Here is a 14,588-nt window from a genome sequence, read left to right on the forward strand (position 1 = left end):
CGCAGCGACGCCGAACGCTGCGCCGAGTTCCCCCGCTGGCTGCACACCTACAATCACCACCGCGGCCACACCGCACTCGGCGGCCAACCACCTGCCACCCGCGTACCTAACCTCTCCGGTCAGTACATCTAGCTGAGGCGTTCCATCGCCGCGACGTGGATCGTCTAGCTGCCTCACCAGCCGGGATGGCCACAGCATGCTAATGTATGAGCGTGTTTGAACACCGGCTGCAGATTCTGCTCGACGACGAGCGTCATCGGCGAATCACCGCAGTGGCGCGCGCGCGGGGTGTGTCAGTCGCAACGGTGGTGCGCGAGGCCATCGATCGCGGTCTCGCTGCTCCCACCAACCGCCGGAAGTCCGCGGGACGACGCCTCCTGGAAGCATCTGACATGCCAGTTCCTGAACCGCAGGAACTGAAGGAGGAGTTGGAAACGCTGCGCACGCGTCGCGGATGATCGTGCTCGACACGACGGTGCTCGTCTATGCGAAGGGTGCCGATCACCCCCTCCGTGACCCTTGCCGGGAGTTGATCGGAGCAATCGGCGACGGGCACATCGAGGCGACAACGACGGCCGAGGTCATCCAGGAGTTCGTCCACGTTCGAGCCCGTCGCCGGCAGCGCACCGATGCGGCCGCGCTGGGCCGGGATTACGCGGAACTGCTCTCGCCGCTACTGGGCGTGAGTTCCGAATCGCTCCAACGCGGCTTGGCGTTGTTCGAGACGACGCCGCGACTCGGCGCGTTTGACGCCGTGCTAGCGGCGGCCTCCGCCGGCGCCGGTGCCACCGCACTCGTCTCGGCGGACACGGCGTTCGCCGACCTCCCGGGCATCGTCCACATCGTTCCCGACGCAAGCGGAATCGCAAGCTTGCTCAACCGCTCCGGCTGATAAGACCGACGGCCGACCCCAGCTGCTCGTCTACCGCGCGTTCATCGAACCCGGCACCGGTGACGGTGACGTTCCCGGGCTAGGGGGCTGGCCCGAACACGGTTGTGTCGGCTGCTCCTTGATGGCCGACCACGTTCCGAACCTTGCCCACCTACGACCAGCGCACGCCCTAGAGCGACCCCGTTTGTGAAACCACCGACGCAACGACGGTGAAAACCGTCGGTGGTTTCACAAACGAGGGCCGCGAGACCGCGGAGGCCCCCGACACCGGGCGCCGCAGCGACACCCTTACGACGGCACGGTCGCCAGCGCTTGCGCCACGCATTCGGCCCACTGTTGAGGGTCGACGGTCATCCAGGCCCTCTCGCCACCGAACGCACTCGAGATCACCACGTCCGGCGCAACAGTGCCCAGCAGTTTCACACTTTCGCGCAGCTGGCCGGCGTCGCCGCGACCCGGAACCAGGAACGTGGCCCACGTGCCCTCGGGGGTGGGGAACATGGTGTCGCCGGTGAACAGGTAGCGCTCACCGGTCGCACCGGTGACGAGATAGCTTGTGCTGCCGTCGGAGTGGCCCGGCGTGGGGAGTATCTCGACACCGTTGCCATCGACGTGCCGCACACAAGCGACGGCCACGTCGACGCGCGCGTGCTCGGCGATGGTGTCGATCTCGGCCTCCGGCGCGTGCAGCCGGCGACCGAACCGCTTCTCGATTCGTTTCAGGTTCGGACCGGCCTCGTCGAGATGCGACAGATATTGCGCGCGGACGCCGCCGAGCGCGTCGATGGCGTCGAAATCCGACTCCGTGGCGGGGCTGTAGAACAGCACGTTGCCCTGCGGGCCTCGCCATAGGTATGCGTGCGTGGTGAGGCCAGGAAACGGCGAGTCCATCCGGGTCTGCCACAGATCGTCCCGAATCGGGGTCAACTGCGTCGTCGAAGTAGTCATGTATCGACTCTGTGACCTGAACCATTGTTGAGGTCAAGCGATTTCTCGCCGAATTTCGCCTCCGAGTGTCACCATCGAGAGATGGCGCGCTCACACATCGCCGCGCTGGCGGCCCTGGCGACCACTGCCGCCTCGATCGCTCTCGCGCCCAACGCGTCGGCGGTGTGCTACTCGGCCGACTGCGTTCCCAACGTCGCGCGCAATGTCGTCGAGCGAACACCCTGCAAGCCCGGCAAGTACTTCAACTACGGGCTCGGCCCCACCGGGGCGACGTTCGTCTGCAACAGGGTGGGCGTCTGGACACCGGCCGGGCCGCTCGTCGGCATCCACAACGTCGCGATGGACTGCCCCGAACAGAACTTGTCGGCTCAGGGCTCCGACGGCGTGGCGTTCGTCTGTACCGACATGGGCGGCGGGCACCTGCGGTGGGCCCACCGCATCGACACCGCGGAATGATCAGAGGATCGCAGCGATGCGCGACGCCACATCCGTCGCCACCGATAGCGTCGCCGGATCGGTAGCCGGCGAGTAGCGGTCGGCGGCAGCGTCGTATGTCGCGCCCGCGATCGACCCGTGGTCGGCCTCCAGCACGACGCACGAGACGGGCCAGCCGTTGCGCTCGAGTGTCGAGGCGAACTCCCGGCTGGCCGAGGACGGTATCACGTCGTCGTGCGCACCATGCAACAGCGTGAACGACGCAGGGACACCGTTCAACTCAGCCGGCAGCGGTGAGCCGCTGACCGGATCGGGGACCATGAATGCCCCCGCGAGGCAGACGGTGTGGGCCACACCGAAGTCTGGGGCGTGAACCGCCAGACCGGCCGCCGCCAGGCCACCCATCGACCAACCGACGACTACCAGCGCCCCGTCACCGGAATGCTTGCGCGCAAACTCGGCCGACGCCAACAGGTCGCTACGCCCACGGTCCTCGGCGTGCGAATCCCAATCGGCCAGCACAACCGACAATTCGTGCGCGTGCACCCGTTCGGCCAACGGCCGCATCGCGGCGCGCGAATCGGTCTGCGCGCCGTGCCACATCAGGACGGTGCGTTGCGCCGGGTCGCCGTAGATGTCTGCGGACCGGCCGGGGGAGTACTCGACGGTGTGCACCACCCTGGAGTGCCCCGACGGACGCGGAACCAATCGTCAGCGCGAATACCGCTCCACGAACCGGCGCAGGATGGTCTGCGGATAGCGGACATCCCATTGCCGGACAGCAGATTTCAAGACTTCCGCGGACTCCGGCGGAAAGTAGCCGTAATCCTTGTAGACATCGATCCGGGTGATCAGGCCGTCGAGGTCCAATTCGGGGTGGAACTGCGTGGCATACACGTGGTGCCCCACCCGGAACGCCTGCACCGGGCAATCCGGTGAGGACGCGAGGCGTTCGACGCCAGGCGGTAGCGAGGTCGCGCCTTCCCGATGGCCGCCGTAGGCGTCGAAGACGTCGGGCACCTCGGCGAACAATTCGTCGTCACGGCCCGCGGAGGTGACGGTGACGGTGAGCCCGCCGACCGGTTCTGGGTGCGTGCGGTCCACCGTGGCCCCGATGACGGTGCCGAGCGTGCCGACGCCGTAACAGCAGCCGAGGAAGGGAAAGTCGCGATCGACGATGCGCCCGATGAGGTTCAGTAACTCCGACTCGACCCTCCGCTGCGTCGCCGACTTCGCATCGGCGGGATCGCTGACGTTATAGGGCCCGCCGCCGAGGATGATTCCGGACCAGTCGTCGAGGTCGATGTCTCCCAACGGTTCATCAGTCAACCGGATGCGCCGCATGCCGGTGGTGTCAAGACCGGCGAACCGCATCATCGCCCGGTATTCGTCCTCGGCGGCTTCGTCCTCACCGCGGATGGAGAGCAACAGGAAGGGCGCCGGACGCGCGACACCCCGCGAGCCCGATGAGCCCGCGGGGTGCCGCATGTCGTTATCGACGATCAGACCCGGATGTCAATCCAAGTCGAAGCGATCGTTGTTCATGACCTTCACCCAGGCAGCGACGAAGTCCTCGACGAACTTGTCCTTGCTGTCTTCCTGGGCGTAGACCTCGGCGATGCCGCGCAGTACCGAGTTCGAGCCGAACACCAGGTCATTGACGGTGGCCGTCCACTTGAGCTGTCCCGTCGCGCGGTCCACACCCTCGTAGACGTTCTCCGCCGCACCCGACTTCCACTCGGTGCTCATGTCGAGCAGGTTCGTGAAGAAGTCGTTGCTCAGCACACCCGGCTTGTCGGTGAACACGCCGTGCTTGCTGCCGCCGTGGTTGACGTTCAGCACCCGCAGACCACCGATCAGCACCGCGAATTCAGGGGCGGTCAGGTCGAGCATGTAGGCCCGCTCGACCAGCAGCTGCTCCAGCGGAGCCTTCTCACCCGCCCGCGCGAAGTTACGGAAGCCGTCCGCCCGTGGTTCGAGCACCGCGAAGGACTCCACGTCGGTGTCCTCCTGCGTGGCGTCGGTGCGCCCCGGCGCGAAGTGCACGTTGATCTCGAAACCGCCGTCACGCGCAGCCTTCTCGACCGCAGCCGAGCCGCCCAGCACGATGATGTCGGCCAGCGAGATCTTCTTGCCGCCGGCCGCCGAGCTGTTGAACTCCTGCTGGATGCGCTCGAGCACCGGAAGTACCTGAGCCAACTCGGCGGGCTCGTTCGCCTCCCAGTCCTTCTGCGGCTCAAGCCGAATCCGCGCGCCGTTGGCGCCGCCGCGCTTGTCGGTGCCGCGGAAGCTCGACGCCGACGACCATGCGGTCTTGATCAGCTGTTGCACGGTCAGGCCCGAGTCGAGCAGCTTGCTCTTGAGCTGGGCGATGTCCTGTTCGTCGACCAGCTCGTGGTCCACCGCGGGCACCGGGTCCTGCCAGATCTCCTGCTCGGGAATCCAAGGCCCGAGGTAACGGCTGACGGGGCCCATGTCGCGGTGCATCAACTTGAACCATGCCTTGGCGAAGGCCTCGTCCATCTCCTCGGGATGCTCCAGCCAACGGCGGGTGATCGCGCCGTAGATCGGATCTTCCCGCATCGAGATGTCGGTGACGAGCATCGTCGGCTTACGCGGCGGGCCCCCGAACGGATCGGGAATGATCGCCTCGGCGTCTTTGGCCTCGAATTGCCAAGCGCCGCCTGGGCTCTTGGTCAGCTCCCACTCGTAGCCGTAGAGGGTTTGCAGGAAGCTGTTGTCCCACTGCGTCGGAGTCGGGGTCCACACGACCTCGAGACCACTGGTGATGGTGTCAGGTCCCTTACCCGAGGCGAACGCGCACTTCCAGCCGAGGCCCTGCTGTTCGATCGGCGCAGCCTCCGGCTCCGGCCCGACCAGATCGCCGTCGCCGGCACCGTGCGTCTTGCCCAGGGTGTGGCCGCCGACGATCAGCGCCGCAGTCTCCTCGTCGTTCATCGCCATCCGGCCGAACGTCTCGCGGATGTCGTGCGCCGCCGCCAGCGGGTCGGGCTTGCCCTCCGGGCCTTCCGGGTTGACGTAGATCAGGCCCATCGTGGTCGCGCCGAACGGCTCGGCCAGCTTGCGCTCGGTCTCGTTGGTCCCGCCGTAGCGCTGGTCGGTGCCCAGCCAGGTGTCCTCCTGGCCCCACAGCATCTCCTCGGGCTCCCAGATGTCCTCGCGCCCGAACGCGAAGCCCTTCGTCTTGAATCCCGAGACCTCGAGTGAGGCGTTGCCGGCGTAGGCGATCAGGTCGGCCCAGGAGATCTTGTTGCCGTACTTCTGCTTGATCGGCCACAGCAGCCGGCGGGCCTTGTCCAGCTGCGCGTTGTCGGGCCAGCTGTTGAGCGGCGCGAAACGCTGGGAACCCTGGCCGGCGCCACCGCGGCCGTCGAAGATCCGGTAGGTGCCTGCGGCGTGCCAGCTCATGCGGACGAACAGGCCGGCATAGCTGCCGTAGTCGGCGGGCCACCAGTCCTGCGAGGTGGTGATCAGCTTGTGGACGTCGGCCTTGAACGCCTCGAGGTCGAGTTTCTTGAATTCCTCGGCGTAGTTGAAGTCGTGGCCGAGCGGATTGCCCTTCTCGTTCTGCTTGTGCAGCACCGAAACGTCGACCTGGTTGGGCCACCAGTCCCGGTTCGTCAGAGGAGCGTGCGACTTCGGCTTCGGCGAATCGATAGCCGGGTTTTCGCTCTCGCTGTGGCTGGCTGTCTTGGAATCATCATGAGGCGGGCGAGCGTCGGACGTATCAGATGACACAGCGTTCCTTCCGGTGGGTTATTTGGGCTGTGATCACGGTTGTGATCGGGAAACCTGCGATACCAAGCACTCTGGGCACAAGCCCCAATAGATGACCTCGGCCTCGTCGAGTACGAATCCGTCCAACGCACCCATCGGGTCCGACGGCGTCAGGCAGGGTGCATCGCCGACGGCGCAGTCGATATCGGCGATGACGCCACACGACCGGCATACGACGTGATGGTGGTTGTCGCCGACACGGGACTCGTAGCGGGCCACTGACCCGGAAGGCTGGATCTTGCGCACCAGCCCCGCGGTGGTAAGCGCGGCGAGCACGTCGTAGACGGCCTGCCGCGAGACGTCGGGTAGGGCGCGACGCACTGCGCTGAAGATCGACTCCGTATCGGCGTGGGGGTTGCCGTAGACCGCCTCCAGCACCGCAAGCCGCGGGCGGGTCACGCGAAGATCGGCGGCGCGTAACCGATCCGCGTAGTCAGGCGTAGGGGACACGCTGCCAATATGCTCCGTTTTCTGGAATCAGTCAAGAGTGTGTTCAGGGTTGGCTCATCGGCGTGTCGTACAAGTTTTCGGCGATGTTGCTGTCGTCGCCGAAGCGCCTTGTTACCAACGGTTTCGAACGTCGCACGCCGCCCTGCGCGCACTTTTCGGGCCTGAACCGTGGCGAGCCCCGCTGCTACCCTTCGGTGGCTGCCGGGGTCTGTGGTCAGGGGAGCGGACCAACCCGGTGTGGTTATCAGGCAGGACCCCGAACGAAAACGCTACGGACTTCCGCGAAGAGAGTGTTGTGCGCACCGGAGAAATCAAGGCCCTTTCCGGCCTGCGCATCGTCGCCGCCGTATGGGTGGTGCTCTTTCACTTCCGGCCCCTGCTAGAGCAGTCCGTGCCGGGGTTCCGATCGGCGTTCGCGCCGCTGCTCAACTGCGGTGCCCAAGGTGTCGACCTGTTCTTCATGCTCAGCGGGTTCGTGCTGGCATGGAATTATCTCGACCGCATGGGACCGTCGTTCGAGTGGCGAGCCACGCTGCGCTTCCTGTGGCTTCGGCTGGCCCGCGTGTGGCCGGTCTACCTGGTGACGATGCATCTGGCGGCCCTGTGGATCATCTTCACCCTGCAGGTCGGCAGGGTGCCGTCACCGGCAGCCGAGACATTGACGGCGACGAACTATCTGCGCCAGGCGCTGATGGTCCAACTGTGGTTCGTGCCCTATTTCGACGGCTCCAGTTGGGACGGGCCGGCGTGGTCGATCAGCGCGGAGTGGCTGGCCTATCTGCTGTTCGGCGGTCTGATCCTGGTGATCTTCCGCATCGCGCGGTCGACTAGGGCGAGGGGCCTGATCGCGCTGGCCTTCGTCGCCGTGATGCCGCCGATCCTGCTTCTGCTGGCGTCGGGGCAGTTCTACACCCCGTGGAGTTGGCTGCCGCGGATCGTGATGCAGTTCACCGCCGGGGCCCTGATCGCAGCGGCGGTGCGCAAGCTCGACCCAAGCGATCAGGCTCGGCGCGCCGCGGGGTACACCGCACTTCTGCTCGGCGCCGCGATCGTCGCGATCCTCTACCGACTCGACGCGCACCCGCTGCCCAAGATCGTCGACGGTGCCGGCCTGGTCGACGTGCTGTTCGTGCCGCTGCTGTTCACCCTGGCCATCGGCGCCGGATCGCTGCCCTGGCTTCTTTCGCTGGGGCCGGTCGTGTACCTCGGGCATGTGTCGTTCTGCCTCTACATGGTTCACGAGTTGGTGCACACCACCTGGGATTGGATGGTGCAGCAATTCGGGCTGACGCTGTCATCGGACTTCACGAGCAAGCTCATAATGGTTGCCTTGCTTGGCACCGCGCTGATCGGCGCGGTCATGCTGTACCACTTTGTCGAGGAGCCCGCCCGGAAATGGATGCGCAGCATGCTGAACGGCCCCACCGCGTCGATCCCGGATGCGACAGGCAGGTTGCACACCGTGTCGCGCCCGCGCGAAAGGTCCGAGGTGATGACGGCCCGCGCCGGGTGACGACGCTTCTCGCGCCCGTGTTCTCACGGTCGTACGCCGGCGCGGTGAGCAGCGCACTGACCGTCGCGGTGGCGATCGCCATTCTCGTGGTCACCGGTTGTCAGCATCCGAAGCCGATGGAGCACAAGGAAATCGACGTGCTCAGCTTCGCGCTCAACCGCATCGCGGTGATCGGCGACTCGTACACGACCGGCGGTCCGGAAGGCGGGCTCGGCGAGAAATCCTGGACCACCCAGGCCTGGCAGATCCTGGCCGAGCAGGGATTGTCGACCACAGCGGTCGTCGGCGCCGAAGGGGGAGCCGGCTACGGCACCCGTGGCAACCGGGGCAGCCTCTTCGAGGATCTGACCGCCGCGACGGTCAAGCCCGACGACACGCTGGTGGTGTTCTTCGGTTCGCGCAACGATCAGAACGTCGACCCGACACAGTTGTCGGTGCTGGTCTACGGCACGTTTCTGTTGGCCCGGCGGATCGCGCCGTCCGCGCTCTTCCTCGTGATCGGGCCGCCGTGGCCGACGGCCGACGTTCCCGCCGCGGTCATGCGCATCCGTGACACCCTCAAATATCAGGCCGAACTGGCGGGCGCGACGTTCGTCGACCCGATCGCCGCCAGGTGGTTCGTGGACCGGCCCGAGCTCATCGGCCCCGACGGCGTGCACCCCACCGACGCGGGTCATACCTACATGGCGGAAAAGATTGCGCCATTGATCGGCGCGCAACTGCCGCGACGGGTCTGATCCGTCCTATCGTTGCTGATCGTGCGACTCGGTGGACGCCTGTACCAGCTGCTGACCCGCGTGATGTCGCTGCGCATCATCGTGATCGTCGCGGCGCTGTCGGTGGTCGCGTTGGTGATCACGCTGGGCGCATGGGTGTGGTTCGGCGTCACCAACGACCAGTACAGCCAGCTGGACCGTCGCCTCGACTCAGTGAGCAGCCTCGGCGACATCAGCGAACTGCTGCGCACCGCGCAACAGGCCGACGTCAACCCGCCCATCCCCGACGGCGGCCTGGTCCGCACGGCCCGCGTCGACGAGATCACGGTCTCCATACCGGAGAACATCGTGTTGCCGCGGTTCGACGTCGGTTACGCCGACACCACCATCGACGGTGTCGAATACCGCGTCCGGACGTTCACCGCCGGCGACGCGTTGATCGCGATCGGCGCGCCGCTGGCCGAGACGCAACGCCGCATCGACGAACTGCATCGACGGGTGCTGCTGATCTGCGGCGGCGTGATTGTCGGCACCGTGCTGGTCGGCTGGGTCATGTGGTCGATCATGATCAACCCGTTCCGCTTGCTGGCCCAGCAGGCGCGCGCAATCAACGCCCAGTCCAAACCGGAAGAGGTTCAGGTGCGCGGCGTGCAGGAGGCCGTCGAGATCGCTGAAGCCGTCGAGGGGATGCTCGCCCGGATCGGCGATGAACAGCAGCGCACGCGAGCGGCGCTGGAGTCAGCGAGGGATTTCGCCGCGGTGGCCTCGCACGAACTCCGCACACCCCTGACCGCGATGCGCACCAATCTCGAGGTGCTCTCCACGCTTCAGATGCGTGACGAGCAGCGCCAGGAGGTGATCGCCGACGTCATGCGCACCCAGAGCCGGATCGAGGCGACGCTGACCGCGTTGGAGCGACTCGCGCAGGGCGAACTGACCACCGTTGACGACTTCGTCCCCGTCGACATCACCGAACTGCTGGACCGGGCCGCACACGACGCGATGCGCAACTATCCCGGGCTGAAGGTGTCGCTGTCGTCGTCGACGACGGTGCTCATGGTCGGCCTGCCTGCCGGGCTGCGGCTCGTCGTCGACAACGCGATCACCAATGCGATCAAGCACGGCGACGCCACCGAAATCCAGCTCGGCGCAGTCGCTTCCGGTGAAGGCGTGCAGATCACCGTCGACGACAACGGTTCGGGGATACCCGAGGAGGAGCGCGCCGCGGTGTTCGAGCGGTTCTCCCGCGGTTCGACGGCGGCGCGATCCGGGTCGGGGCTGGGGCTGGCGCTGGTCGCCCAGCAGGCCGAGCTGCACGGGGGCACCGCCGCGATGGAGGCCAGCCCACTCGGCGGGGCCCGGTTGGTGTTACGCCTGCCCGCGCCGAGCTGACCTGACTACGATCCGAAGATGGCCAAACTCGAGTTGTCGCGTCAGCTCACGTTGACTCCGCAGGAGGCATGGGAGCACGTATCGGATCTCAACTCGTTGGGGGACTGGATGGTCATGCACGAAGGCTGGCGCAGCGAACTGCCCGACGAGCTGACGGTCGGCACCACGATTGTCGGCGTCGCGGCAGCCAAGGGGTTGCGCAACCGCGTCACGTGGACCATCAAGCAATTCGACCCGCCCAAGCTGATCGAGGTCACCGGAAAAGGTGTCGGCGGCACCAGGTACGGGCTCACGATGACGGTCGCCGAGGTCGAAGCCGGTTCGGCGTTCACTCTCACCATGAATCTCGGGGGAGCGCCGCTGTTCGGGCCCATCGGCGCGACGGCGGTACGCGCGGTGAAAGGCGACATCGAACGTTCGATCCGCAAGTTCGAAGAGCTCTACGGCTGACCACTCCGGGCCGCCAAGACGCGGCGCGCGGCGCGGTTGATCACGATCGCAGCGGGTACCACCCACCGCGTGTCGCAGACCATGGAAATGACCGTTCTGGACCCCCGCACTGGCGACGAAGTCAGCAGGATTCCGATCACCGATCCCTCCAGCTGCGCCCAAGCCGTGAGACGAGCCCGCGCAGCCGCGCCGGGGTGGGCGCGCACCCCCGCCGCCGAACGCGCGGCCGCGCTGACCAAGGCGGCCGCAGCGGTTCGCGCCGCCGCCGACGAGCTGGCCGAGCTCAACGAACGTGAGACCGGCAAGACCCGCGACGACGCGTTGGGCGGAGTCGACGCGGGCGCGGGCACGCTGGTGCAGTACGCCGAACTCGGCCCGGTGCATCGCGGCCGCAGCCTGCACGGCTCCTGGTCCGCAACCGATCTGATGGTCCCCGAGCCGCGCGGCGTCGTTGCGGTACTCACCCCGTGGAACGATCCGGTCGCTGTCGCGGCCGGCCTGCTGGGCGCGGCGCTGGTGACGGGAAATACGGTGGTGCACAAGCCAAGTGAGCGGTGTCCGGCCACTGGTCGGCGATTCGCCGAACTGTTGGCCGAGCGACTTCCCGACGGTGTGCTGGAGATCCTCGACGGTGACGGATCGGTCGGCGCCCAGCTCGCCTCAGCAGCGGACGTCGACGTGGTCGCGCACGTGGGCAGCAGCGCGACCGGCCGGGCGATCGCTCGAGTGTGCGCGGAACGCGGGGCCAAGACGGTGCTGGAGAACGGCGGCAACGACGCGTTGGTCGTCGACGCGGGCGTGGACCCGCGGTGGGCGGCCGAGCAGGCCGCGCTCGGCGCGTTCGCCAACGCGGGGCAGATCTGCGTTTCGGTGGAGCGGGTCTTCGTGGTGGAGTCGCTGGCCGAGGCCTTTCTCGAGGAGTTGGCAACGCAAGCGCGTGGCTGGGCGGACCGGATCGGGCCGCTGGTCGACGAGCGTCAGCGCGAGGCGGTGCAGGACCAGATCGACGACGCGGTGGCCAACGGCGCGTGCGTCCTGGCCGGTGGTGCGCCGCGGCCGGGGCCCGGTTCGTTCTACCCGCCGACGGTGCTCGCCGACTGCACGGCGAAGATGTTGGTGTTCTGTGAGGAGACCTTCGGTCCGGTGGCCCCGGTGCGAGTGGTTCCGGACTTCGACACCGCGTTGCGTGAAGCGGCCGACGACCGCTACGGCCTGGCCGCGACCGTGCTGACCGCCGACATGGGGCACGCTCAAGAGGCGTGGCGAGCTCTACCGGTGGGCACCGTGAAGATCAACGATGTGTTCGGCGGGGCGTCGCAACCGCGCCGCGCAAGCGGTAACGGCTTCGGCTTCGGCCCGGAACTGCTCGACGAGATGACCGCATGAAAGTCGTGCACTGGTCGCCGCCGGGCGGCTGAGGCACTCTCGCGCGTTCCATCTCACAGCGAAATTTTCGCTCCCAGCGTCGAGCGGTCAGCACCACCTTCGATGCCCACCTCACAGCGAAAAATTCGCTCCCAGCGACTTTTTCGCTGATAGGTGGGCGCTGCGCCCACCAAGTCCGCGAGAGGGCACGGGTCCGCCGCAGGCCCGCACGAGAGGGCACGGGTCCGCCGCAGGCCCGCGCGGGAAGTCAGCGCGCCCTAATCCTCCTTGCGGATCAACCGGCCCAGCGCCTCGCGATCGGGGGCCAGCAACTCCTCGATCCTCGCCTGGTTGATGTCAGCCACGATGATCTCGCCGACCTCCTGGTACACGTCGGTGAAGATGCCGTGCGACTTCATCTTCTCGGTTTGATAGATGTTGTCCTCGGTCGGCGTGACGTAGTACATGATCTCGGGCTTGAACCTGTGGATCAGCCACAGGTGCACGACGCTCATCAACCGCTTCTGGCGCAGCTTCTCGGCGAACGTGTTCTGGTCACGCACCGTCAGGATGCTGCGGCCGTGGCGGTCCTTGATCGGGTCGACGATCACGTTGGCGAGTTTCTCGTCCTCACCGTCACGCTCGCCGAAGATGCCCAGTTCCAGCACGTCTGACCCGGGCCGGGTCGGGCGCAGCTGCACCCGCAGCCGCTCGTCGAGTTTGTAGTGCTCACCCCACATCGCCAGCCACTCTTCGAGAAGCTTCTTGGGCACCTCGGTCTGCACCAGATGCTGATGCTGGGTCGAACCCTTGCCCATCGCCTTGGTGGTCGCCAGGCGGCCCGACGACGCCGCCAGCGCGGCATCGCTGCGGGGACCGCCGACAAGCGTCTGCGGTGTGCGGTAAGGCGATTCGACCAGGCGCATCTTGCGCTGCAACCGCGCCAGCGCGAGCATGCCGTCCTGGCGTAGCGCGGTGGCGAACTCCTCTGACGCGACACCGTCGACCTGATGACCGCCGTAGGTGATGAAGTTGAAGACGAAGCCCATCTTTCCGAGTTCCTCGGGGAAGGTCCGCATCTCGTCGTCGGTCATACCGGTCGTGTCCCAGTTGAACGAGGGGGACAGGTTGTAGGCCAACATCTTTTCCGGGAACTCGGCGTGAATCGCCTCGGCGAACTCGCGTGCGTCGGCGAGGTCGGCGGTCTTGGTCTCCATCCACAGGATGTCGGCGAACGGCGCGGCGGCAAGCGATTTCGTGATCGCGTAGGGGATTCCCCCGCGAACCTGGTAGTAGCCTTCCGGCGTCTTGGCCAGCTCGCAGTCCCAGCCGACCGCCGCTCCGATCTCTCTGGCCTTCTCGCGCGCGGTGTAGAGGGGCGCGCGCTCGGCGAACGCCCGCCACTCCGCGACGCTCATGTCGAGTTGCTCGCCCTCGCTCTCGCGGAACTCGAGCAGCTCGGCGACCGCCTCGCCGTAGGTCATCAAGCCGGCGTCGAGCTGCCAGGCGTCGACGGCCTTGGATTCGACCCGGTCGAAGATCGCGTCGATCTCGCCGTCGGGGCGGTCCCGGTACTCCGAGGCGGCCTCGGCGACCGCCTCGCCGATGCCGTGGTGGTCCAGCCAGGCGTTTGCAGTGGTGTACTCGCCTTCGGGCAGCGCGTAGAGCAGATGGCCGTTGAGTTCGGTGACGCCCGCCTCGTAGAAGCGCCGCATCATCGCCAGGTAGCACGACTTGTACGACGGCACCTTGAGGTTCGTCACGCCGAGCAGGAACGGTTGGTCGCGCTCGTCGGCTCGGCTGTCGATCAGGTTGGCCGCCTCGGCGTCCGTGCGGGCCACGATGATGCCCGGCACCCGCATGATGTCGAGCTGGAAGCGGGCGGTGTTGAGCCGTTTGATCTGCTCGTCGGAGGGCACCAGCACCTTGCCGCCCTGATGGCCGCACTTCTTGGTGCCCGGCCGCTGGTCCTCGATGTGGTAGCCAGGGACCCCCGCCTCCACGAACCGGCGAATCAGGTTGCGCACGTGCGGATCTCCGCCGTGGCCGGTGTCGGCGTCGGCGATGATGAACGGGCGGAAGTCGACGGGAGGGGGCGCTGCCGCAAGTTGTTCGCTGGTCATCTGCAGCCGCAGGTACTGCTGGTTGCGGTCGGCGGTGAGCAGCGCCCGGACCAGTCCCGCGGCCTCCTCGGGAACCTGGCTGAGGGGGTAGCTGGCCAGGTCGGGGCCGGGGTCTTCGGTGGTCGACCCCTTCGCCGACGTCGCCCAGCCGCCGAGGTAGATGCCCTCGATGCCCATCCGCTTCATCGTCACGGCTTGGCCCGGCGAGTACGGGCCGAACGTGGTGATGCTCTTCTTCTGTGCGAACAGTTCGCGCAGGCGCTCGTAGAAGGCCGTGGCGGCCTCGCGCGCCACGATGTAGTCGGAGGGGATCGTGCCGCGCTGCTCGGCGACCTGGCGGGCCGAGTAGAGGCGGATGATGCCGTCAAATCTCGGGCTGTCGAAGTACCGCTGCGTGGCAGCGACCTCCTGGTCGAACGGGGTCTGAGGCGCGGCGTCCGTTTCGATGATGGCCATGCCCCCACAGTACGACCCGGCCTTTGCCGGGGATGGCGTTATCAGCAGGG

14 protein-coding genes and 2 pseudogenes are annotated in these 14,588 nt (G+C 66.8%); 10 read left to right on the forward strand and 6 right to left on the reverse strand.

Going from position 1 to position 14,588, the window contains the following annotated elements; all coding sequences use genetic code 11:
* From CEX87_RS27005 to CEX87_RS23410, 4 genes and pseudogenes are all read left to right on the forward strand, one after another.
* Positions 1–132, forward strand: a pseudogene (locus CEX87_RS27005) (IS481 family transposase); the annotation flags it as partial.
* Between the two features lie 74 nt (positions 133–206).
* Positions 207–458: an antitoxin gene (locus tag CEX87_RS23400; protein WP_094289328.1), complete on the forward strand. Its 252-nt coding sequence runs from the start codon at positions 207–209 to the stop codon at positions 456–458.
* A complete protein-coding gene (locus tag CEX87_RS23405) occupies positions 455–892 on the forward strand; it encodes a type II toxin-antitoxin system VapC family toxin (protein ID WP_094289330.1) in 438 nt (145 codons plus the stop codon). Before CEX87_RS23400 ends, CEX87_RS23405 begins: the two co-directional genes overlap by 4 nt.
* A pseudogene (locus tag CEX87_RS23410) lies at positions 891–1,046 on the forward strand (DUF899 domain-containing protein); the annotation flags it as partial. The gene CEX87_RS23405 and the pseudogene CEX87_RS23410, both read left to right, overlap by 2 nt.
* Positions 1,047–1,180: 134 nt before the next feature.
* On the opposite strand, the gene CEX87_RS23415 reads toward CEX87_RS23410, so the two are convergent.
* Positions 1,181–1,840, reverse strand: coding sequence for an MBL fold metallo-hydrolase (locus tag CEX87_RS23415; RefSeq protein ID WP_094289332.1), 660 nt, complete (start codon positions 1,838–1,840; stop codon positions 1,181–1,183).
* An 81-nt stretch (positions 1,841–1,921) separates the two neighbouring features.
* Between CEX87_RS23415 and CEX87_RS23420 the strand changes: the two genes are divergently transcribed.
* Positions 1,922–2,296, forward strand: coding sequence for a hypothetical protein (locus CEX87_RS23420; RefSeq protein WP_094289334.1), 375 nt, complete (start codon positions 1,922–1,924; stop codon positions 2,294–2,296).
* Here CEX87_RS23420 and CEX87_RS23425 read toward each other — a convergent pair whose 3' ends face one another.
* Genes CEX87_RS23425 through CEX87_RS23440 form a run of 4 tightly spaced genes read right to left on the reverse strand, consistent with a single transcriptional unit; the run spans position 2,297 to position 6,523 of the window.
* The gene (locus tag CEX87_RS23425; RefSeq protein ID WP_094289370.1) at positions 2,297–2,950 is read right to left on the reverse strand and encodes an alpha/beta hydrolase; all 654 of its coding nucleotides are present in this window, start codon (positions 2,948–2,950) and stop codon (positions 2,297–2,299) included.
* 36 nt (positions 2,951–2,986) lie between these two features.
* Complete coding sequence (locus CEX87_RS23430) at positions 2,987–3,763, reverse strand: glutamine amidotransferase (RefSeq protein WP_064425516.1); 777 nt, start codon at positions 3,761–3,763, stop codon at positions 2,987–2,989.
* 27 nt (positions 3,764–3,790) lie between these two features.
* The gene (gene katG / locus CEX87_RS23435) at positions 3,791–6,034 is read right to left on the reverse strand and encodes a catalase/peroxidase HPI (protein ID WP_064418581.1); all 2,244 of its coding nucleotides are present in this window, start codon (positions 6,032–6,034) and stop codon (positions 3,791–3,793) included.
* 33 nt (positions 6,035–6,067) lie between these two features.
* Positions 6,068–6,523 (reverse strand): Fur family transcriptional regulator, encoded by a 456-nt coding sequence (locus CEX87_RS23440; protein ID WP_064393806.1) that lies wholly within the window; start codon positions 6,521–6,523, stop codon positions 6,068–6,070.
* Between the two features lie 295 nt (positions 6,524–6,818).
* On the opposite strand from CEX87_RS23440, the gene CEX87_RS23445 reads away from it, so the two are divergent.
* The 5 genes from CEX87_RS23445 to CEX87_RS23465 all read left to right on the forward strand — a co-directional run bounded on the left by CEX87_RS23445 (position 6,819) and on the right by CEX87_RS23465 (position 11,980).
* On the forward strand, positions 6,819–8,036 hold the full coding sequence (locus tag CEX87_RS23445; protein WP_094289338.1) for an acyltransferase family protein: 1,218 nt from the start codon (positions 6,819–6,821) through the stop codon (positions 8,034–8,036).
* Positions 8,037–8,080: 44 nt separating this feature from the next.
* On the forward strand, positions 8,081–8,773 hold the full coding sequence (locus tag CEX87_RS23450) for an Rv0518 family GDSL lipase (protein ID WP_064394160.1): 693 nt from the start codon (positions 8,081–8,083) through the stop codon (positions 8,771–8,773).
* A 63-nt stretch (positions 8,774–8,836) separates the two neighbouring features.
* Positions 8,837–10,144, forward strand: coding sequence for a sensor histidine kinase (locus tag CEX87_RS23455; RefSeq protein ID WP_082694195.1), 1,308 nt, complete (start codon positions 8,837–8,839; stop codon positions 10,142–10,144).
* Between the two features lie 18 nt (positions 10,145–10,162).
* Positions 10,163–10,594 (forward strand): type II toxin-antitoxin system Rv0910 family toxin, encoded by a 432-nt coding sequence (locus CEX87_RS23460; protein ID WP_064418579.1) that lies wholly within the window; start codon positions 10,163–10,165, stop codon positions 10,592–10,594.
* A 69-nt stretch (positions 10,595–10,663) separates the two neighbouring features.
* Positions 10,664–11,980, forward strand: a complete 1,317-nt coding sequence (locus CEX87_RS23465; RefSeq protein WP_233151496.1) for an aldehyde dehydrogenase family protein — start codon at positions 10,664–10,666, stop codon at positions 11,978–11,980.
* Between the two features lie 257 nt (positions 11,981–12,237).
* On the opposite strand, the gene aceA is transcribed toward CEX87_RS23465, so the two are convergent.
* A complete protein-coding gene (aceA, locus tag CEX87_RS23470; protein WP_064393809.1) occupies positions 12,238–14,538 on the reverse strand; it encodes an isocitrate lyase ICL2 in 2,301 nt (766 codons plus the stop codon).
* Between the last annotated feature and the right edge of the window lie 50 nt (positions 14,539–14,588).

Source organism: Mycobacterium lehmannii, from assembly GCF_002245535.1.
Classification (GTDB): domain Bacteria; phylum Actinomycetota; class Actinomycetes; order Mycobacteriales; family Mycobacteriaceae; genus Mycobacterium; species Mycobacterium lehmannii.

Bases quoted from the DNA above. Each gene is read 5' to 3' on its own strand.
- CEX87_RS23400 (WP_094289328.1), top strand. From the start codon at position 207: ATGAGCGTGTTTGAACACCGGCTGCAGATTCTGCTCGACGACGAGCGT.
- CEX87_RS23405 (WP_094289330.1), top strand. From the start codon at position 455: ATGATCGTGCTCGACACGACGGTGCTCGTCTATGCGAAGGGTGCCGAT.
- CEX87_RS23415 (WP_094289332.1), bottom strand. From the start codon at position 1,840: ATGACTACTTCGACGACGCAGTTGACCCCGATTCGGGACGATCTGTGG.
- CEX87_RS23420 (WP_094289334.1), top strand. From the start codon at position 1,922: ATGGCGCGCTCACACATCGCCGCGCTGGCGGCCCTGGCGACCACTGCC.
- CEX87_RS23430 (WP_064425516.1), bottom strand. From the start codon at position 3,763: ATGCGGCACCCCGCGGGCTCATCGGGCTCGCGGGGTGTCGCGCGTCCG.
- CEX87_RS23455 (WP_082694195.1), top strand. From the start codon at position 8,837: ATGTCGCTGCGCATCATCGTGATCGTCGCGGCGCTGTCGGTGGTCGCG.
- CEX87_RS23460 (WP_064418579.1), top strand. From the start codon at position 10,163: ATGGCCAAACTCGAGTTGTCGCGTCAGCTCACGTTGACTCCGCAGGAG.
- aceA (WP_064393809.1), bottom strand. From the start codon at position 14,538: ATGGCCATCATCGAAACGGACGCCGCGCCTCAGACCCCGTTCGACCAG.